At 59.4% G+C, this 17,332-nt stretch carries 22 protein-coding genes; 9 read left to right on the top strand and 13 right to left on the bottom strand.

Annotation, left to right across the window (positions count from 1 at the left end; all coding sequences use genetic code 11):
* Positions 1 to 157 precede the first annotated feature (157 nt).
* The 4 genes from IMCC20628_RS18715 to IMCC20628_RS18700 all read right to left on the bottom strand — a co-directional run bounded on the left by IMCC20628_RS18715 (position 158) and on the right by IMCC20628_RS18700 (position 3,834).
* Entirely contained in the window at positions 158 to 1,153 is a 996-nt protein-coding gene (locus IMCC20628_RS18715) for an MDR family oxidoreductase (protein WP_047031455.1), read from the bottom strand.
* A gap of 79 nt (positions 1,154 to 1,232) precedes the next feature.
* Positions 1,233 to 1,694 carry a signal peptidase II gene (gene lspA, locus IMCC20628_RS18710; RefSeq protein WP_082128357.1) on the bottom strand — a complete coding sequence of 154 codons (462 nt, stop codon included), beginning with the start codon at positions 1,692 to 1,694 and terminating at the stop codon, positions 1,233 to 1,235.
* Positions 1,695 to 1,723: 29 nt separating this feature from the next.
* On the bottom strand, positions 1,724 to 2,578 hold the full coding sequence (locus IMCC20628_RS18705) for an RNA methyltransferase (protein ID WP_047031453.1): 855 nt from the start codon (positions 2,576 to 2,578) through the stop codon (positions 1,724 to 1,726).
* The gene (locus tag IMCC20628_RS18700; RefSeq protein ID WP_047031452.1) at positions 2,575 to 3,834 is read right to left on the bottom strand and encodes a class I SAM-dependent rRNA methyltransferase; all 1,260 of its coding nucleotides are present in this window, start codon (positions 3,832 to 3,834) and stop codon (positions 2,575 to 2,577) included. The genes IMCC20628_RS18705 and IMCC20628_RS18700 overlap by 4 nt, the downstream gene beginning before the upstream one ends.
* A gap of 157 nt (positions 3,835 to 3,991) precedes the next feature.
* Here IMCC20628_RS18700 and IMCC20628_RS18695 point away from each other — a divergent pair, with 157 nt between their 5' ends.
* Positions 3,992 to 4,447, top strand: coding sequence for a carbon monoxide dehydrogenase subunit G (locus IMCC20628_RS18695; protein ID WP_047031451.1), 456 nt, complete (start codon positions 3,992 to 3,994; stop codon positions 4,445 to 4,447).
* Positions 4,448 to 4,526: 79 nt separating this feature from the next.
* Here the strand turns inward: IMCC20628_RS18695 and IMCC20628_RS18690 are convergent, their stop codons facing one another.
* Positions 4,527 to 4,937, bottom strand: a complete 411-nt coding sequence (locus IMCC20628_RS18690; protein ID WP_047031450.1) for a helix-turn-helix domain-containing protein — start codon at positions 4,935 to 4,937, stop codon at positions 4,527 to 4,529.
* A gap of 73 nt (positions 4,938 to 5,010) precedes the next feature.
* Between IMCC20628_RS18690 and IMCC20628_RS18685 the strand changes: the two genes are divergently transcribed.
* Complete coding sequence (locus IMCC20628_RS18685; RefSeq protein ID WP_047031449.1) at positions 5,011 to 5,715, top strand: cation transporter; 705 nt, start codon at positions 5,011 to 5,013, stop codon at positions 5,713 to 5,715.
* Between the two features lie 131 nt (positions 5,716 to 5,846).
* Here IMCC20628_RS18685 and IMCC20628_RS18680 read toward each other — a convergent pair whose 3' ends face one another.
* From IMCC20628_RS18680 to sppA, 4 genes are all read right to left on the bottom strand, one after another.
* Entirely contained in the window at positions 5,847 to 6,080 is a 234-nt protein-coding gene (locus IMCC20628_RS18680) for a DUF6500 family protein (RefSeq protein ID WP_047031448.1), read from the bottom strand.
* Between the two features lie 149 nt (positions 6,081 to 6,229).
* Entirely contained in the window at positions 6,230 to 6,580 is a 351-nt protein-coding gene (locus tag IMCC20628_RS18675) for a membrane protein (protein ID WP_047031447.1), read from the bottom strand.
* 86 nt (positions 6,581 to 6,666) lie between these two features.
* Positions 6,667 to 6,966 carry an integration host factor subunit beta gene (locus tag IMCC20628_RS18670; RefSeq protein ID WP_047031446.1) on the bottom strand — a complete coding sequence of 100 codons (300 nt, stop codon included), beginning with the start codon at positions 6,964 to 6,966 and terminating at the stop codon, positions 6,667 to 6,669.
* Positions 6,967 to 7,080: 114 nt separating this feature from the next.
* Positions 7,081 to 8,046, bottom strand: coding sequence for a signal peptide peptidase SppA (sppA, locus tag IMCC20628_RS18665; RefSeq protein ID WP_052766547.1), 966 nt, complete (start codon positions 8,044 to 8,046; stop codon positions 7,081 to 7,083).
* Between the two features lie 221 nt (positions 8,047 to 8,267).
* On the opposite strand from sppA, the gene lptC reads away from it, so the two are divergent.
* The 6 genes from lptC to ptsN all read left to right on the top strand — a co-directional run bounded on the left by lptC (position 8,268) and on the right by ptsN (position 13,605).
* The gene (gene lptC, locus IMCC20628_RS18660; RefSeq protein ID WP_052766546.1) at positions 8,268 to 8,948 is read left to right on the top strand and encodes an LPS export ABC transporter periplasmic protein LptC; all 681 of its coding nucleotides are present in this window, start codon (positions 8,268 to 8,270) and stop codon (positions 8,946 to 8,948) included.
* Between the two features lie 25 nt (positions 8,949 to 8,973).
* A complete protein-coding gene (locus tag IMCC20628_RS18655; RefSeq protein ID WP_245307961.1) occupies positions 8,974 to 9,504 on the top strand; it encodes an LptA/OstA family protein in 531 nt (176 codons plus the stop codon).
* A gap of 50 nt (positions 9,505 to 9,554) precedes the next feature.
* Positions 9,555 to 10,307 carry an LPS export ABC transporter ATP-binding protein gene (gene lptB, locus IMCC20628_RS18650; protein ID WP_245307960.1) on the top strand — a complete coding sequence of 251 codons (753 nt, stop codon included), beginning with the start codon at positions 9,555 to 9,557 and terminating at the stop codon, positions 10,305 to 10,307.
* 320 nt (positions 10,308 to 10,627) lie between these two features.
* On the top strand, positions 10,628 to 12,187 hold the full coding sequence (rpoN, locus tag IMCC20628_RS18645) for an RNA polymerase factor sigma-54 (protein ID WP_047031443.1): 1,560 nt from the start codon (positions 10,628 to 10,630) through the stop codon (positions 12,185 to 12,187).
* 246 nt (positions 12,188 to 12,433) lie between these two features.
* The gene (gene raiA / locus IMCC20628_RS18640; RefSeq protein ID WP_047031442.1) at positions 12,434 to 13,006 is read left to right on the top strand and encodes a ribosome-associated translation inhibitor RaiA; all 573 of its coding nucleotides are present in this window, start codon (positions 12,434 to 12,436) and stop codon (positions 13,004 to 13,006) included.
* A gap of 134 nt (positions 13,007 to 13,140) precedes the next feature.
* Positions 13,141 to 13,605, top strand: a complete 465-nt coding sequence (gene ptsN / locus IMCC20628_RS18635) for a PTS IIA-like nitrogen regulatory protein PtsN (RefSeq protein ID WP_047031441.1) — start codon at positions 13,141 to 13,143, stop codon at positions 13,603 to 13,605.
* Positions 13,606 to 13,807: 202 nt separating this feature from the next.
* On the opposite strand, the gene IMCC20628_RS18630 is transcribed toward ptsN, so the two are convergent.
* Both IMCC20628_RS18630 and IMCC20628_RS18625 read right to left on the bottom strand, forming a co-directional pair.
* Positions 13,808 to 14,065, bottom strand: a complete 258-nt coding sequence (locus tag IMCC20628_RS18630; RefSeq protein ID WP_047031440.1) for a DUF1150 family protein — start codon at positions 14,063 to 14,065, stop codon at positions 13,808 to 13,810.
* 55 nt (positions 14,066 to 14,120) lie between these two features.
* Entirely contained in the window at positions 14,121 to 14,552 is a 432-nt protein-coding gene (locus IMCC20628_RS18625) for an Hsp20 family protein (RefSeq protein WP_047031439.1), read from the bottom strand.
* A gap of 158 nt (positions 14,553 to 14,710) precedes the next feature.
* On the opposite strand from IMCC20628_RS18625, the gene IMCC20628_RS18620 reads away from it, so the two are divergent.
* Positions 14,711 to 15,649 (top strand): nucleoside hydrolase, encoded by a 939-nt coding sequence (locus IMCC20628_RS18620; RefSeq protein ID WP_047031438.1) that lies wholly within the window; start codon positions 14,711 to 14,713, stop codon positions 15,647 to 15,649.
* Positions 15,650 to 15,657: 8 nt separating this feature from the next.
* On the opposite strand, the gene IMCC20628_RS18615 is transcribed toward IMCC20628_RS18620, so the two are convergent.
* On the bottom strand, positions 15,658 to 16,557 hold the full coding sequence (locus IMCC20628_RS18615) for a ribokinase (RefSeq protein ID WP_047031437.1): 900 nt from the start codon (positions 16,555 to 16,557) through the stop codon (positions 15,658 to 15,660).
* A 141-nt stretch (positions 16,558 to 16,698) separates the two neighbouring features.
* Positions 16,699 to 17,283 (bottom strand): hypothetical protein, encoded by a 585-nt coding sequence (locus tag IMCC20628_RS18610; protein ID WP_047031436.1) that lies wholly within the window; start codon positions 17,281 to 17,283, stop codon positions 16,699 to 16,701.
* Positions 17,284 to 17,332: the final 49 nt, after the last annotated feature.

Genomic DNA, 17,332 nt, shown 5'->3' with positions numbered 1-17,332 from the left:
CCTGCGGAGAGTCAGAATGCCCCGCTGATGGCCGGTTGAGGGCCTGGTGCAGTGCGGATTGGAGTCGTCTCGGTTCAGTGCTCATAGGTCCGTCATTACCACGGACCCAGTGAGCAAAGGCTTCATCCAAAGCTTCAAATTTTAACGATCAGACGTCTCACTGTTTCATATTGACCACGACGCGACCGCGAACCTTGCCGTCGATGATCGAATGCGCCGCATCGACAATGCCGTCAAAGCCGATTTCGGTCGACAGTGCTTCGAGCTTGGCAATGTCGAGATCCTTGACCAGCCGCGACCAGGCTTCCTGCCGCAGCGCCAGCGGCGCCATCACCGAATCGATGCCGAGCAGCGACACGCCGCGCAGAATGAACGGCGCCACCGATCCGGGCAGGTCCATGCCCTGCGCCAGGCCGCAGGCCGTGACCGCGCCGCCATAGGAGGTCATCGACAGCACGTTGGCCAGCGTGTGACTGCCGACAGCGTCAACCGCACCGATCCAGCGTTCCTTGGCCAGCGGCTTGGCCGGACCAGAGAGTTCATCACGGTGAATGACTTCGGACGCGCCAAGGCTCTTGAGGAAGTCGGCCTCATCGGTGCGTCCGGTCGAGGCGATGACCTCGTAGCCGAGCTTGCCGAGCACCGCGATCGCCACGGTGCCGACGCCGCCATTGGCGCCGGTGACCACCACAGGACCACGTCCAGGGGTAATGCCGTGACGTTCGAGCGCCATCACCGACAGCATTGCCGTGTATCCGGCTGTGCCGATCGCCATCGCCGAGCGGCCATCCATGCCTTCGGGCATCGGGATCAGCCAATCGCCTTTCAGCCGCGCATAAGTGGCATAGGCTCCGGTGTGGACTTCGCCGACGCCAAAGCCGTTGAGGATCACCTTGTCGCCGGGGTTGAAGCGTTCGTTCTCTGAACTCACAACCGTTCCGGCGCAGTCGATGCCCGGTATCATCGGCCAGCGCCGCACCACCGGACCCTTGCCGGTGATGGCCAGTCCGTCCTTGTAATTGACGGTGGTCCACTCGACCTCGACGACAACGTCGCCGTCCATCAGATCATCGAGGCCTAGTTCTGTCACATTGACCGACATGACCTTGTTTTCATCGCGCGTGAGCAAAATGCCCTTGAAACGGTCTTGCATGGAAATTCCTCATTCTATGTTGGCTCAGACTGGCCCTGCTGCCCCGGAAGATCAAGGGTGATGCAGGACCGGTGCGGTTTCATTTCTGGGATTTGCGGTCTCTTACCGTGGCGATCAGCTCATCAAGTACGATCAGGCCCGCGCCGACGCTGATGAAGCTGTCGGCGAGATTGAAGATGGCAAAGGACCAGGTTGCGGTGTGAAACTGGATATAGTCGACAACATGGCCGTAAACCGCCCGATCGATAAGATTGCCCACCGCGCCGCCGATGATCAGGGCATAGCCGAGATGGGAAATGGTGCGCTCGGGCGGGGTTTTGCGCCAGAGATATGTGACGAAGACAATCACCAGCGCGGTCAGCGCAATCAGTGCGGTATCGGGCATTCCGCGCAGAAACGAGAAGGCGATGCCCTCGTTCCAAGTGCGGTAGAGTGCGAACATCGGAATCACCGGCACCGACTCGTGCAACGGAAGCCGGGTTTCCACCAGCCATTTGATCACCTGGTCGAGACCAACTGTGACTGCGACCAGTGTCAACATCGGGCCAACCCGGCTCAGTGGTGAAATCGTCACGGCGTCGCGTCTCCCAGATCGAGAAGATGCCGGCGCGCCTCAAACAGCATGACCCCGGTGGCAATCGCCAGATTGAGCGAATCCGCCCGACCGCTCTGTGGGATACGGGCGAGCTTGCCGCAGGCCTCAGCCAATGTATCCGGCAAACCTTGTTGCTCATTGCCCATCAACAGCACCACCGGCTGGTTTTGATAACCGATGGTGCGGTAATCGACGCTGCCCTTGAGATGGCTGCCTACCACCAGCGGCTTCGTCTTGCCCGACCAGGCCAGAAAATCCTTCTCCGAGATTCGGACCAGCGGCACGGCGAAAATCGATCCCATTGTGGCGCGCACGGTTTCGGTCGAAAACGGATCGACAGTGTCGCCGATCAACATGACGCCAGACGCGCCGGCTGCATCTGCTGTGCGGATGATGGTGCCAAGATTGCCCGGATCGCGAACTCTGTCGAGCGCCACCCAGGTGTCGTCGGGTTTGATCTTGACTGCACAGAGCGCCATAACCTGTTGCTCGAACACGGCAATGACGGCCTGCGGATTGTCGCGCCTTGTGATTGCAGTCAGCACTTTCTCGCTGACTTCCAGCACCAGCCCGCCGCGCGCAATCGTCAGCGCGGCGATCTTTTCGACCTGGTCCTTGCCGCGCTGCGCCTTGGCATAGATCAGCGTACGGATGCTCCAGCCCAGATCAATCGCGTCGATGACCAGCTTCAGCCCTTCGGCCAAAAACGTCCCGGTCTCGTCGCGATGCTTCTTCATCGAAAGTGCGCGGATGTCCTTGATGATCGGATTGGACAGGCTGGTGATGTCCTTGACCTGGCCAACCCGCGTGGTGTTTTCGTGATCACTCATTGCGGCAGCCACCTTGCAAACAGGGAGGTCGACAGCGCCCGGCAGTCGTCCGGATCGGCCTTGCCGCTCTCGCGGATGATCAGTTCACCGGATTCGACCCGGCCGCCGGCGCCGCGCATGGTCTCGCGCATCAATTCGTGGATGGCGTAGAACGAGGCCCGGATCGAATAGGCGGTCAGCACCAGTCCGACCGGTTTAGGGCTCAAAAGCTCGCGACAGATATCTAGCATCAGCGGCAGGTGCTCGAACAATTGCCAGACTTCGCCATTCGGACCGCGTCCGAATTTGGGCGGGTCGGTCAAGATGATGTCGTAGCGGTTGCCGCGGCGCTCCTCGCGGGCAATGAATTTCATCGCATCCTCGCAAATCCAGCGGATCGGCTTCTTGTCCAGCCCGGCCAGTGCCTGGTTTTCCCGGGCCCAGCCGATCGCCTTCTTCGAGGCATCGACATGGGTGACTTCGGCTCCCGCCTTGGCTGCCACCAGCGAGGCAACGCCGGTATAGCCAAACAGGTTGAGCACTTTCAGCGGCCGTTGGGCCGCCTCGATCTGCTCCGCCATCCAGCGCCAGTGGGCGATCTGTTCGGGAAACACCCCAACATGGCGGAACGAGGTCAGCCGGCCGTAGAAATCGACGCCGAGCAATTGCATCGGCCAGGTCTCCCCCAGCGGCACATTGGGAAACGCCCAGCGGCCGATGCCGTCCTCGTCGGTGTCGCCGGTAAACAGCGCGTCGGCCCTGTCCCAGACCCCGTCCGGCAAGCCGCGCGCCCACAGCGCCTGGGCTTCGGGGCGGACAATGCGCAGATCGCCATATTGCTCGAGCTTTTCGCCCTGTCCCGTGGCGTTGACGCCGGTGTCGAGAAGTTTGTAGCCGTCTTCATCGCCGGTCTCGAGGATCACCGGCGTGGATTGCTTGGGCAATGCTCCGGTGCGTGTGTTGAGCGGCCGGATCGGCGCCTGTGGCTGGGCCGGTTCGCGTTTGTCAAACACCGGTGCATTGTAGATCGGCTTGGACGGGGACTGTTTGCTCGATACCGGTTTGTGCGGTGCTGCAGCCGCCTCATGCGGCGCTTTTGCGCGGCTCGATTTCGGCCGTGATTTGGCAGACGGTTTGCCTGCCGGCGCGGCCTGCGGGCGCGTCGCATTGCCTGCCTGCTCGGGTCTACCGTCTCTCTGCCTGCTGTCCTTGGGTTTGCCATCCCCGGATCTGGGGGAACTGCCGCGTCGGGACTGTTGGGAGCGCTTGTCCGCCAAAGTGGAAGAATCCTGATCGATCTGGATGAGGCCGGGCCTAAACGGGCACTGGAGCCTGCGGTTTCACTGTGATCTGGACATAGCAACCCGATATCCACTTGGCAAAGCCGTTTTCGCTTTGCATACATAGGTGAAGCACAAACGAGGAGACATATCCATGGAAATGAACGGCGAAGAACGCATTGCCGCGCCGCGTCAGCTGGTCTGGGAGGCGCTCAATGATCCCGATGTATTGCGTGAATGCATTCCGGGGTGTCAGTCGCTGGAAAAAAGCTCCGATACCGAGATGTCAGCCACCGTCAAGGTCAAGATCGGCCCGGTATCGGCCAAATTTGCCGGAGAAGTGACGCTGGAAAATATCAACGCGCCGGAAAGCTACACCATCGCCGGTGAAGGCAAGGGCGGTATCGCCGGCTTCGCCAAGGGTGGCGCCGATGTGAAGCTTGTCGAGGATGGCGTTGAAACCGTGCTCTCCTATGCCGTCAATGCCCAGGTCGGGGGCAAGGTCGCTCAGCTCGGGTCGCGGTTGATTGATTCAACATCCAAAAAACTCGCAGGCCAGTTCTTTACCAAATTCAACGAGGTGGTTAGCGCCAAGGCCGCGGGAGTTTAGGCCCGGCGGAGATTGGCTAAGGCTGAAAACCATCGTAGGGATCCGGCTTCATCACAAAGCCCGTTGTGCGACTTCCCGCTCAGTGGTCCGCCTCGCATAAGCTGTGATCCGCGAGCGTTTCGATCACCGCGCAATGCGCGATGGTATTCGCGTCACAGGCTGAAATGCGTTTCAATTCCCGTTCCAGCCGCCGCAGTTTTGCTATTCTTGCCCGAACATCCTCGAGCCGCCGGGCAGCCATGTTGTGCGCATCGTGGCATGGCTTCTCCGGATGCTGGCTGAGCTCCAGCAAGCCTTTGATGTTCTCGATGGAAAAGCCCAGTTCGCGCGAGTGGCGGATGAAGGACAGGCGTTTCAGCCCGTCTTTCGAATATCGCCGCTGATTGCCCTCAGAGCGTTCCGGGGCTTCGATCAACCCCATCTGCTCATAATAGCGAATGGTGGGAATTTTCACGCCGGTGCGCTTGGAAAGTTCTCCGATGGAAAACATTGAATTTACCTCTTGAACCTATAGCGACTAGAGGGGTTATATGTCGTGCCACTGATTAGGCAAGGACTATGACATGACAGACAGACCTTCATTGGAGATCCCCGCATGTGGCGCTGAAACGCAAGCCTGCGGCTGCTCCGGCAATCCGAGGTTTGACGGTATGGACGCCTCCTACAAACGCGTCTTGTGGACGGTGATCTTCATCAACGCCGCAATGTTCTTTGTCGAAATGTCGGCAGGCCGCTTGGCGGGCTCGCAAGCCTTGCAAGCCGATGCGCTCGACTTTCTCGGCGATGCGTTGACCTACGGTCTGAGCCTCGCGGTGATCGGCATGAGCCTCAAAATTCGCTCCACGGCGGCCTTGCTGAAAGGCTTCAGTCTGCTGGCAATGGGGCTCTGGGTTTTCGGGTCTACCGTCTATCAGATCCTCATTCTCGGCGTCCCCAGCGCCGAGATCATGGGATCTATCGGCCTGCTCGCGCTAATGGCAAATCTGGCCAGCGTGTTTCTGCTGATGCGCTACAAGGACGGCGATGCGAATGTGCGCTCCGTGTGGCTCTGCTCGCGCAATGACGCCATCGGCAACGTCGCCGTCATGATCGCAAGCGCTGCAGTCTGGCTCACCGCATCGGCATGGCCTGACTTGATCGTCGCAATTCTCATGGCCGGCCTGTTCCTGCGCTCGGCCCAACTCATTCTCGTTCAGGCCTGGAAGGAATATCGCTCCGGCGATGATCTGGGAGCTCTGGGAAGCCACGGTCATGACCATGCTCGCTGACTTGGAAAGGAGCCAAGCTCATGCCGGATCGGACATTGTGGTGACGGGGAGTGATGTGCTGGCAGGTCAAAAAAACGGACGCATGTCGCGGTCAAATGGATTTCTCTGAACGGCACTGTGCACCCATGCCTTCAAGGCGTTCCGCTGTTGAGTTCGGCCTCAATGATTTTCCTGACCTTGGCAGCTTTTTCGAAATGGTCGAACTTGTGGGTCGCGATCCACCATGTCGCTGCTTCCATCAGCAGGTCCGGAGTGTCGTTTTTGTTGGAGAAGAACGCATAGAAGGACAGGCCGACGCTGTCGCCTTTTCGAGCGATCTTTTCATCGCAGACCGCAATGGCTTTCTGCTGCAGTGACGTTCTCATGCCGGCCTCATTGTCCAGACCGTCCCCACAGCATGGTGCCAGGTCAGGACCTGTCAGCAGTCATGGGCGCCAGCAATGATGGGGTGGGGCAGCAGGACATGTCCGGAGCCGGGGCGCAGAAAGTCTCTGCTGCGCCATTTGGCCCGCGCTCAGGCAGCGTTGCGTTTGTTCGGTGCGGGCAGGGCTGCCGCGATTTCCTGGGCCTTGGCTTTCTGTTTGTCTGCTTCCGAATGCCATTTGACTGCTTCATTGGCATTGATGCGCGCCGTCTGGCGGTACTTGCCTTGCTTGAACCAGGTCGCCAGAGATCCGATGATCATGCCGATGATCAGGGCGGCAAACAAAAACACAAAAAATGGCAGCGTCAGCGACAGCACCGTATCCGCCGGATCAAACGGATTGAGCGCCAGCGTCACCGCTGTGCGGTTAGCCACCGACAGCATGATGAGGATGATGCCCAGGGGGACAAGGATTGCCAGTGCGATGATGCGCTTGATCATGTTTCCATTCTTTCTGATGTGGCGATGCGGTCTCAAACCCGTTCAGGCCGGTTCAGCCCCGATTCTGCTCCGCAACCACGGCGATGTCAGTCATCGCCGCCGGGGTTATCCGGATTGAGGCGCTCGCGCAATTCCTTGCCGGTCTTGAAGAACGGCACCCATTTCTCTTCAACGAACACCGGCTCGCCGGTGCGCGGATTGCGGCCCGAGCGCGGTGGACGGTTCTTCACCGAAAATGCCCCAAATCCGCGCAATTCGACCCGGTTGCCTTCAGACAGCGCTTCGGTGATCTCGTCAAGCACGGCGTTGACGATATTTTCGACATCCCGGTGATAGAGATGCGGGTTGCGTGCGGCAATCGCCTGAACCAGTTCTGATTTTATCATTCGAGTTCCCCTCCAGTCGCGCCGCGAGCTCAACTGAACACGCAAAGGCCGCTGATATTTCTTGGATGCTAAATGCCTGTTCTGCCCAATAAGTTCCACCTGGGCGCGCCTCTCTCAGTCACGCCTGGGTTGCCCTCCAACCTGCCAAACCGACACAAGACCGTCAAGGAACAACTTGCCGCCAGAAAGCCGGTCGATCTCGGTTGAGATCGTTGTCGGTATGCCCAGAAACTGTTGCAGCAAGCTCGTGGCACCGCTGCCCAACAGCAGGCCGGGCGAGTTTGTTTCCGGTTCCCAGTCAACAATTTCCAGTTTTTCATCAATGTCACGGGTCTTCAGGTAAGCGCGGATTTCCGCGTCACCGCCCAGCGCGTCGACAAGCCCGTTCTTCAGGCCCTGACGTCCGGTGAAGATCGAGCCGTCGGCAAGGGCGAGCACTTGCGCCCGGTCCATCTGGCGCTGGGTGGCGACCAAATCGACAAACCAGTCATAGCTGTCGAGCACCATGGAGCGGATCATTGCCTTGGCTTCCTCGCTGGTATCGTGGAACGGCGAGGGCTCGGCCTTCATCGGAGAGGATTTGATTTCCTCCATCCGGACGCCGATCTTGTCGAGCAATTCACGCAGCTGGGGATATTGGAAGATCACGCCGATGGAACCGACGATCGAACTTTCGCCCGCGACAATATGGTCGGTGGAGACGGCGATCATGTAGCCGGCCGAAGCCGCCAGTGTGTGAATGTCGGCGACCACCGGTTTTGACTTGCCGGCCCGCAAAAGCGCCTTGTGGATGCGCTCGCCGCCATAGGTCGTGCCGCCGGGTGAGGAGATGCGGATTACCAGCGCTTTTGCCGAGTCATTGTCCGCAGCCTCGTCAATCAGGTCGAGCATCTTTTGATCATCGGTAATGACGCCACTGATGTCGATGCGTGCGATATGATCGGCGCGCCGGCTGACGCCGTCAAAGCGCAATGCCAGGCCAGCCACCAGCGCGATTGCGACGATAACGGCAGTGATTCGCCAGAAACGAAGTTTGCGCCGGATCCGGCGGCGGTCGGCAAGGGTTTCCGGGTCAGTCACGAAGCAGTCTCCAATTCGATATGTCGCATGTCTTTGGCAGTGAACCCGCGGGTGATCCGGATCAAGTCTTGTTTTGCCTTTGAGGCTGAGGCATGGCAAACATAGCGCCTGCTTCGCAAAATCACCATATTGGCATGCGAAGCCGACCGCAACAGTCACGCGGCTTGCCAACCAGGCCACAGCCGACGCGGGGCTCAAGCCCTTTGGAATAGCAGGAGCGAATGACAACTTCGACGATGTCAGAATTGCCAGTTGACCGCAGTTACACCGGCCGGTCGCATGCCGAGTATCGGCGCGCCTTGGTGCATTCGCGGAACGTCAGGCTGCTCAAGATCCTGCTGCCGCTTTCCGCAGCGCTTGTGGTGGTGGCGTTTGTCGCGGTCTCCTGGATCGACTCGTTTTCCATTGAGGGCGTAGGGATCGAATCCGTCGCCTTCAAGGATGGCAAGCTGATCATGCAAAATCCGGTGATGAGCGGCCAGAGTTCGGACGCCCGGCCCTATACGATGCGCGCCTTGCGGGCGGTCCAGGATCTGACCACCACCGATGTCATCGTGCTTGAGGAAATCGTTGCCGATCTGCCCATCACCAACGGCGACACGGCTGTACTCAATGCCGCCAGCGGCATCTACAACCGGACGGCGCAGACGCTCAAATTCGACAAGGCTTTCACGATCACCAGCGAAGAAGGCATGTCGGCGGAAATGCAGTCGGCGGACATTGATTTGGCCAGTGGTGGCTTGGTCACCAAGGAGCGGGTTTCTATCAGTTCGCCAGAGGCCTCTGTGGTTGCGCAATCCATGGAGATGCAGGATAAGGGCCGCGTCATCATTTTTCAGGACAAGGTCCGCATGACAATAAAACCCTCGGCGTTGAAGTCGAGGGATGGAGCAGCGAACTGACATGGCGAAAAGCCCGATTTGTTTCATGACCATTGCCTGGCTTGTTCTCGCCGCCGGGCTGCTTGTTCCGTTGTCCGGCGCTTCGGCTCAAACCACCGAAAGCAAGATGTCCGGACTGGCCCTGTCCAATGACGAGCCAATCCAGATCGAAAGTGACGCGCTGATGATCGACGAGGAAACCAGCAAGGCCACCTTCACCGGTAACGTCAAGGTGGTGCAGGGTGAGATGACCCTTCAGGCTGGCGAAATGATCGTCAACTACGCCAAGAACGGCGGCTCGGTGTCCTCAGGCGCCGCTGAAATCCGCGAGATTGAATTGTATCGCAAGGTGCTGATCGTATCGGGCACGCAGACAGCCACGGCCGACACTGGCAATTTCAACATGGCTGACGAGATACTGGTGCTGACCGGCGACAAGGTTGTTCTCACCGATGGGGAGAACGTCTTCATCGGCTGCAAGCTGACGGTACAGATGAAAAATGGCCAGGCCAAGCTCGACAGTTGTGGCGGCCGCGTGATGATCCAGCTGGATCCAAAGTCGCGACCCAAGCAGTGACCCGCTCTCCCTTTACATTTCTCGGTGGCAAGACCGGGGACGATGCCAACATGCCGCCTCAGGCCGTAGAATCGCGCTATGACGGAACTCTGATCGCCCGCAATCTGACCAAGTCCTACAAGTCGCGCCGGGTGGTCGATGGCGTCTCGCTGGGTGTTCGCCGTGGCGAGGCTGTCGGGCTTCTGGGCCCCAACGGTGCTGGCAAAACCACCTGTTTTTACATGATTACCGGACTGGTGCCGGTGGATGCCGGCTCGATTGAAATCGATGGTCACGATGTTTCGGATCTTCCGATGTATCGCCGTGCCCGGCTCGGCGTTGGCTACCTGCCGCAGGAAGCCTCGATTTTTCGCGGCCTCAGCGTCGAGGCCAATATTCGCGCTGTTCTGGAAGTGGTTGAAAAAAACCGGACCAAGCGTGAAGAAAAACTCGACAGTCTGCTTGAGGAATTCCACATTTCGCATTTGCGCAAGGCGCCGTCGATTTCCTTGTCCGGCGGCGAGCGACGCAGGTTGGAAATCGCCCGGGCGCTGGCCTCTGATCCGACCTTCATGCTGCTCGATGAGCCTTTCGCCGGTGTTGACCCGATTGCAGTCTCCGATATTCAGGACCTTGTCCGGCATCTTACCCGCCGCGGCATCGGCGTGCTGATCACCGATCACAATGTGCGCGAAACCCTCGGCCTGATCGATCGCGCCTACATCATGAATGCCGGGGTGTTGCTGACCCATGGACGACCCTCCGAGATTGTGGCCCACCCTGAAGTGCGGCGGCTCTATCTTGGCGAGCAATTCTCGCTCTGAATCGGTAGCCGAGCCCGAACAGCAGACCAGTTCGCCGAGCGGGCATTTTTACCCTGTCATCAGCTCGCACTTGACCCGAAGGAAGAAAAAAGCAATTTTCGGGCCAGTTGGGCCGGATGAATGTCTTTGTGCGCGCCCTGGTTACTCAAGAGACGTGAAGCGGCTTTGTCGTCAACCGAATTTTGAGGTGGCATGATACATGATTTCCTCGGCCGCAATCGCGCCAGGGTGAAAGTCATGCCGTGTTTCAAGTTGTTACGGCAGCCATGGCGCGTCACATTGGACGCGGCGCGCACCGTAGCGGGGAGTTGTGCGTAGCCATGGCCTTGTCCGCCGGTCTTCAAATGCGTCAAAACCAGTCTCTGGTGATGACGCCTCAGTTGATGCAGTCGATCCGGCTGCTGCAATTCAGTCACGTCGAGCTGACCCGCTTCATCGAACAGGAGGTGGAGCGCAATCCGCTGCTCGAACTCGTCACCGAGGAAACCGACAGGGCCGAGGCAGCTTCCGATTCCTTGCACGAGCAGCCGGCAGAGCAGGCATCAGCCGGAGCGGTAGCAGCAACCGGTGAGGAAGCGACCTGGGAAGGATCTGCCGAAAGCCAGGCTGAGCGCATGTCCGAGATAGATTCCCGTTATGAGAATGTGTTTCCGGATGATCACGGGGTCGAGCGGGTCGACGCGCCCGAGTTCATCGACAACTGGAAATCGATGCCGGGCAGTGATGGCGGACACGCCAGCGAAGGCTACGATCTTGATGACTTCGCCGCCCGGGCGCCAACCTTGCGAGACCATGTCACCGAACAAATCGCCTTTACATTCGCCGACCCGGCAGAGCGGTTGATCGCCACCGAGCTTGCCGATCTGCTCGATGCTGCCGGTTACATGGTTGGCGATCTCACCGAAACCGTTGAACGGCTTGGCGCCGACCCGGTTCAGGTCGAGGCGGTTCTGGCCCGTCTTCAGGAGTCCGAACCCGCCGGGCTTTTTGCCCGTTCGCTTGCCGAATGCCTGGGATTGCAACTGGCGCGCAAGAACAGGCTGGACCCGGCAATGGCAGCACTGCTCGACAATCTCGAATTGCTCGCCCGTCGCGATTTCGCTTCGCTGACACGGCTATGCGGCGTTGATGAGGAAGATCTGCTCGACATGATGGCGGAAATCCGTGCGCTGGATCCCAAGCCGGGAACACGGTTTGAAACCGGGTCGAGCGAAATGGTGGTGCCCGATGTCTCTGTGCGGCCGTCGTCTGATGGGGGGTGGAATGTCGAGCTCAACCCCGACACCTTGCCGCGGGTGCTGGTCAACCAGACTTACTTTGCCACGGTGTCCGGCAAAATGCCCAAGAACGTCGCAGGCCAGGATTTCCTCAGCGAGTGCCTACAGACCGCAAACTGGCTGGCGCGCTCGCTCGATCAGCGTGCCCGCACCATCATGAAAGTGGCGAGCGAAATCGTCCGCCAGCAGGATGCCTTCTTGCTGCATGGCGTCGATCATTTGCGTCCGCTCAACCTCAAGGCGGTGGCCGAAGCGATCGGCATGCATGAATCAACCGTCAGCCGCGTCACCTCGAATAAATACATGATCACGCCGCGCGGAGTCTTTGAGCTGAAATACTTCTTCACCGTTTCCATTGCCTCGGCGGAGGCCGGCGGTGATGCCCATTCGGCCGAATCGGTGCGTCACCGCATCCGTGTACTGGTCGATCAGGAGGAGCCCGGGGCGGTCCTTTCCGACGATGATCTGGTTGGCCTGCTCAAACAATCAGGCATTGAGATTGCCCGGCGCACAGTGGCGAAGTACCGCGAGGCGATGGCCATTCCGTCTTCGGTTCAGCGCCGCAGGGAAAAGCGCGCGCGGGCCCGTGCCGCGGCGCTTTAGGCGCCACCAGGCAAACATTTGAAATCACATTGGATTCAGACAAGACCCGGGTCAAACTTGACAGCATGGGTTCATCGGCGTAGAAGCCGCCCCGCATCGGGCAAGAAAGAAATGCGGGCCCGAGAAGGCGGTTCTGTCAAGTGAAAAATTGCTTGGACCGGGACAAATGACCAGCACCGGACGCTTGGATGAGCGTGCCGCATGGCATAGACTAAATCCCCAAGTCATAAAAAGAAGGGACGATCCATGAGCGTTCGAGTGTCGGGAAAACATATGGAAATCGGCGAGTCTTTCCGGACCCGCATTGAAGACCAAATCACGGGAGCAGTCCGCAAATATTACGATGGCGGCTTCACAAGTCAGGTCGTCGTCGAGAAATCCGGATCCCGCTTCAAGGCTGATTGCAAGATTCACCTGGATACCGGTGTCATTCTGCATGCGACCGGGGAAGCCCAGGATCCGCAGCCAGCCTTTGATGCCTCAGCCGAACGTGTGGAAAAACGGCTGCGCCGTTACAAACGCCGCCTCAAGGATCACCATGCCAATAGCCAGCAGGCGCAGGCTGAACTGTCCTATGCAGTGGTGGATTCAGAAGGCGACGATGCTGGTGAAGTACCGGATGATTACGCTCCGGCGATTATTGCCGAAAGCACCAAACAACTGGTCACCATGAGCGTGGCCAATGCCGTGATGGCGCTGGACATGACTGATGAGCGGATCCTGATGTTCCGCAATGCGGGCAATGATGCGCTCAACGTCGTGTATCGCCGTGACGATGGCAACATCGGCTGGATCGATGCTGGCGGGAACAAATCCTGACAGCTTTGACTTATATAGACTAAAGGGCTCGCAGGCCGTAACGGCCGGGACGATCCAGGCCGCCACGGTCTGCAGCCTTCGACAAGACGCGAACTATGCGGCCCGCGACGCGGACCCGAAACAAGGAGCGTAACATGGCGCTTGCTGATCTGATTGCGCAGAACTCTGTTCTGCCTGCGCTCAAGGCAAACTCCAAGAAGCAGTTGTTGCAGGAATTGGCGGCCAAGGCCTCGGAAGTCACCGGACTTTCCGAGCGTGAGGTGTTTGACGTCATTCTCCAGCGCGAACGGCTTGGCTCTACCGGCGTGGGCAATGGTATCGCCATCCCGCATGGCAAACTGTCGACGCTGGATCACATCGTCGGCGTGTTCGCACGCCTTGATCATCCGGTTGAGTTCGAAGCTCTGGACGATCAGCCGGTTGATCTGGTGTTTCTGCTGCTGGCTCCCGAAGGCGCTGGCGCTGATCATCTCAAGGCCCTGTCGCGGATTGCCCGGGTCATGCGTGACAGCGAGATGGTGGCCAAGTTGCGCGCCACTGACAGCGCCGCTTCGCTTTACGCCTTTCTGACCCAGGAACCCACCTCCAACGCGGCCTGAGCCTGGCGCAAATGCAGTGGCGGCACCAACTTTGCCGCCCGCATCGCGCCGCGCTTCAATCTGCTGGATATGGTTGTGAAGCCAACCCGCTTGCGGTGATGTTCTCGAACCTGCGCAAATGATACAGCCTTGAACGCGAAAGACCGCATCAGGCTGGCCTGATGCGGTCTCCAAAATTCGCTGGCGAAATGGCGCTCTGCCGTTAGTGCAGCGCGACGGTCTTCAGTTCGTCCTCAGCGGCACGGTAGAACGTGCTTGAGCGGTTGTCGGTCAAAAGAATCGGTGTGCCATCGGCGCCAAACAAGGCCCAGAGTTCGAGGCCGGGATTGAGCTCCGGCGCATCGGGGAACCGGGCAATGACGTCTTCCGAACGCATCTTGCGGATGTAGCCGACCTTGCCTGCGCCGAGCAGCGCCAGATCGTTGGCGGACAGTTGGTTTTTTCCAGATTTGGCAATCATGCAGATTTCCTCCGGTGAGTGGCAGGAAACATCCTGGCGGTATGAACCTTGATGTTCAGTCTCTGACGGAAATGTTAATTTTCCGCACCATACGCTCCGGTTCGGGTCGAATTAGATCCACCGAAAGCAATCCGTTTTTCAGTTCCGCACTGGTCACCTGCATCCCGTCAGCCAGCACGAACATCCGCTGGAATTGCCGGGCCGCGATGCCGCGATGCAGATATTCCCGCCCATCGGCGTCAGCCTGCCGGCCGCGGATGACCAACTGGTTTTCTTCCGTGGTGACTTCAAGGTCGTCATCACAGAATCCGGCAACCGCCAGCGTGATCCTGAGCCGCTCGGCATTGGAGCCGTCGGCGGAGGCGCGAATCCGTTCAATGTTGTAGGGTGGATAGCCCTCGGACCCCTTGGCGATCCGCTCCAGGGTCTTTTCCATCGTGTCAAAGCCCAGCAGCAGCGGGCTCGAAAAGGGCGTCATTCGTGACATGGCTTGTCCTCGTTCTCAAGCGACAGGCGCCAGACCCGCAATCGGCATCCGGCATGGACCCAATATGGGAACTTCCATGCGGCTTCGCAAGAACCTTGCCCGAGGGCGCAGTGGACTCGTAGTGTCGCCGCCAACGAATCGCTTCCCAAGGACCTGCCATGTCACCGCGCAAGATCATCATCGACACCGACCCTGGCCAGGACGACGCAGCCGCCATCATGCTGGCGCTGGCCAGTCCGGAACTCAAGGTGCTGGGCATCACCGCCGTAGCCGGCAACGTGCCGCTGGTGCTGACGGCGCGCAATGCCCGGATGATCACCGAGATCTGCGGCCGCAGCGAAGTCCCTGTCTATGCCGGTGCGGACAGACCACTGACCCGCAAGCTTGTCACCGCCGAACATGTCCATGGCAAGACCGGTCTCGATGGTGTTGAGCCGTTCGAGGCGGAGCGGCCACTTGAGCCGGTGCACGCTGTCGATTTCATTATCGAGACGCTGCGCCGACAGCCTGCGGGAGAGATCACGCTGTGCGCGCTGGGGCCGCTCACCAATATCGCCACCGTGATCGAGCGCGCGCCCGATGTCGTGGTCCGGATCAAGGAGATCGTGCTGATGGGCGGCGGTTTCTTTGAAGGCGGCAACATCACCCCCTCGGCCGAGTTCAACATCTATGTCGATCCCGAAGCCGCCGACATCGTGTTCAAGGCGGGTGTTCCGATCACCATGATGCCGCTGGATGTCACCCACAAGGTGCTGACCACCAGAGTACGAGTTGAGCGTCTGCGCGCCAACGGCAATCGGGCATCGCTGGCCATGGCTGATATGCTGGAATTCTTCGAGCGGTTTGATGAGGAAAAATACGGCACCGATGGCGGACCGCTGCATGACCCGACAGTCATTGCCTGGCTCATTGATCCCGACATGTTTTCAGGCCGTCAATGCAATGTCGAGATCGAGACCGGGTCTGAGCTCACCCTTGGCGCCACCGTGGTTGACTGGTGGAAGGTGACTGGACGGGCGGAGAACGCCTTCGTTGTCCGCGACGTCGATGCGGACCGCTTCTTCGGTCTGTTCATCGAAAGGGTCGGCCGGCTATAGAGCAGGTCTCAGAGCCTGGCGTCGACCTCGGCTGACAGCGGAATCGAGGGCTGGGCGCCGGGCTTCAGGCAGGCCAGCGCGCCCGCCGCCGCGGCACGGCGAATTGCCGCCGCAAAATCCATTCCTGCGTCGAGACTCTGTGCAAGGTAGCCACAGAATGTATCGCCGGCGCCAACGGTGTCGACAGGCTTGATCTCGAGCGATGCGACATGCTCGATCGTGCCGTCCCTGGCCCAGAGCACGCCGTCGCCACCAAGCGTCACGATCATGCACTGACCGGTTCTGGCGTGCAGCGCTGTGAGTTCCGCCTTCGCGGCATCAACCGTTTCGGCTGACCGGCCTGACAGCCGGGCAAATTCGGTCTCGTTGGCAATCACGATATCGGCAAGTGGCGCCAGGTGTTCAACGGCGTCGGTCAGCGGTGCTATGTTGAGAATGCTTCTGACACCCTTGCTGCGTGCGACCTTGAGCGCGGCTTCGATGCTCGCCTCCGGAATTTCCAGTTGCAGCAGCAGCGTGTCGCCACTGGCCATGCGGGCAACCGCCTGCTGGGCGTTTTGCTCGCTGACCTGTGCGTTGGCGCCGGGAATGACGACGATCATGTTTTCGCCGTCGCCGCCCACCAGGATCACCGCAATGCCGGTGGCGCCTTTCATGCGGCGAACCGAGCTCAGATCCGCCCCAGCCCGGTCAAGCAAGGCCAGCGCCTCGGTGCCATAGGCGTCATCGCCAACCGCACCGCACATGGTCACCGATGCGCCCGCACGCTGCGCTGCCAGTGCCTGATTGGCACCCTTGCCGCCTTGTGCTGTAGCAAAATCCGCACCGCGGACGGTTTCGCCCGGTTCAGGCAATCGCGGCGTGGTGGCGATCAGGTCCATGTTGACTGATCCGATGACGGTGATCATGGCGTTTTCCCTGTTGCAGAATTCCGGCTCCAAGCCCTTGTGACAGGTTCACACGCCAGGGAAAAGGTCATCGCATTACGAGCCGCGCAATTGAAGTGTCGCAATTATGAGAGTGAATGTGCCAGTGTCCGCGCCGGGGCATTATCCCGGGAAGGATTGCGCGCCGACATTGATGAGAGTTTTGAGGCGCGGCTGCCTGATCAGACACAAGGTGCTCTCCTGGCCCTGAATGTAGCAGAGCATGGGATAATTGCCGATGCGGATCGCTTCATAGGTTGGCTGATCGATCCCGTCAGCGACGTAGAAGGGAAACTCGCCGCCGTTCGGCATCGAAACGCCTGTTGGCCATTCCGGCAGTTGGCTGGAAGTGGAATCGTCGGCGTAATCGCCAAGCCAGTCAGCCAAGGCAACGCCCATTGAATCGGTATCTTCAATGCCGTCAAAGCCGAAAAGGCCCTCTGCTGCGTGCGAAGTGCTCCACATCAAGTCGCCAGCACTGTTGCGCACTGCCAGGTCAATTTTAGCGCTGTTGCACGGACCGCTGACGGTCGCTGTGGCAACAAGACCCTTCAGCCAGGTTCGCTGTATGGAAAGCCCGCAATCATCCTGGGCAATGGCCGAGGCGGGTATGGCCAGGGAGAGACCAAAAACGGCCGCGAGCATCAGACCGCCGTTGATCGCTTTGGAAATCACCGGCAGGGATGCAATTCGGGCTTTAATGGTCATCAGGTTTCCTCTCGCTGCGAACCAACCGTGTGGATCGGCTCTCCTGGAC

The organism is Hoeflea sp. IMCC20628, assembly GCF_001011155.1.
Classification (GTDB): domain Bacteria; phylum Pseudomonadota; class Alphaproteobacteria; order Rhizobiales; family Rhizobiaceae; genus Hoeflea.
The sequence above is the reverse complement of the archived record's forward strand: the minus strand, read 5'-3'. Positions and strand labels throughout refer to the sequence as shown.

Excerpts from the sequence above, each read along its gene's own strand:
- raiA (WP_047031442.1), top strand. The coding sequence starts at position 12,434 with ATGAGCGTTCGAGTGTCGGGAAAACATATGGAAATCGGCGAGTCTTTC.
- lspA (WP_082128357.1), bottom strand. The coding sequence starts at position 1,694 with ATGTTGACACTGGTCGCAGTCACAGTTGGTCTCGACCAGGTGATCAAA.
- ptsN (WP_047031441.1), top strand. The coding sequence starts at position 13,141 with ATGGCGCTTGCTGATCTGATTGCGCAGAACTCTGTTCTGCCTGCGCTC.
- lptB (WP_245307960.1), top strand. The coding sequence starts at position 9,555 with ATGCCGCCTCAGGCCGTAGAATCGCGCTATGACGGAACTCTGATCGCC.
- IMCC20628_RS18655 (WP_245307961.1), top strand. The coding sequence starts at position 8,974 with ATGACCATTGCCTGGCTTGTTCTCGCCGCCGGGCTGCTTGTTCCGTTG.
- IMCC20628_RS18675 (WP_047031447.1), bottom strand. The coding sequence starts at position 6,580 with ATGATCAAGCGCATCATCGCACTGGCAATCCTTGTCCCCCTGGGCATC.
- IMCC20628_RS18615 (WP_047031437.1), bottom strand. The coding sequence starts at position 16,557 with ATGATCACCGTCATCGGATCAGTCAACATGGACCTGATCGCCACCACG.
- IMCC20628_RS18610 (WP_047031436.1), bottom strand. The coding sequence starts at position 17,283 with ATGACCATTAAAGCCCGAATTGCATCCCTGCCGGTGATTTCCAAAGCG.
- IMCC20628_RS18685 (WP_047031449.1), top strand. The coding sequence starts at position 5,011 with ATGACAGACAGACCTTCATTGGAGATCCCCGCATGTGGCGCTGAAACG.
- IMCC20628_RS18625 (WP_047031439.1), bottom strand. The coding sequence starts at position 14,552 with ATGTCACGAATGACGCCCTTTTCGAGCCCGCTGCTGCTGGGCTTTGAC.
- IMCC20628_RS18670 (WP_047031446.1), bottom strand. The coding sequence starts at position 6,966 with ATGATAAAATCAGAACTGGTTCAGGCGATTGCCGCACGCAACCCGCAT.
- IMCC20628_RS18680 (WP_047031448.1), bottom strand. The coding sequence starts at position 6,080 with ATGAGAACGTCACTGCAGCAGAAAGCCATTGCGGTCTGCGATGAAAAG.
- IMCC20628_RS18715 (WP_047031455.1), bottom strand. The coding sequence starts at position 1,153 with ATGCAAGACCGTTTCAAGGGCATTTTGCTCACGCGCGATGAAAACAAG.
- IMCC20628_RS18705 (WP_047031453.1), bottom strand. The coding sequence starts at position 2,578 with ATGAGTGATCACGAAAACACCACGCGGGTTGGCCAGGTCAAGGACATC.
- IMCC20628_RS18620 (WP_047031438.1), top strand. The coding sequence starts at position 14,711 with ATGTCACCGCGCAAGATCATCATCGACACCGACCCTGGCCAGGACGAC.
- IMCC20628_RS18695 (WP_047031451.1), top strand. The coding sequence starts at position 3,992 with ATGGAAATGAACGGCGAAGAACGCATTGCCGCGCCGCGTCAGCTGGTC.
- rpoN (WP_047031443.1), top strand. The coding sequence starts at position 10,628 with ATGGCCTTGTCCGCCGGTCTTCAAATGCGTCAAAACCAGTCTCTGGTG.
- IMCC20628_RS18630 (WP_047031440.1), bottom strand. The coding sequence starts at position 14,065 with ATGATTGCCAAATCTGGAAAAAACCAACTGTCCGCCAACGATCTGGCG.
- IMCC20628_RS18690 (WP_047031450.1), bottom strand. The coding sequence starts at position 4,937 with ATGTTTTCCATCGGAGAACTTTCCAAGCGCACCGGCGTGAAAATTCCC.
- lptC (WP_052766546.1), top strand. The coding sequence starts at position 8,268 with ATGACAACTTCGACGATGTCAGAATTGCCAGTTGACCGCAGTTACACC.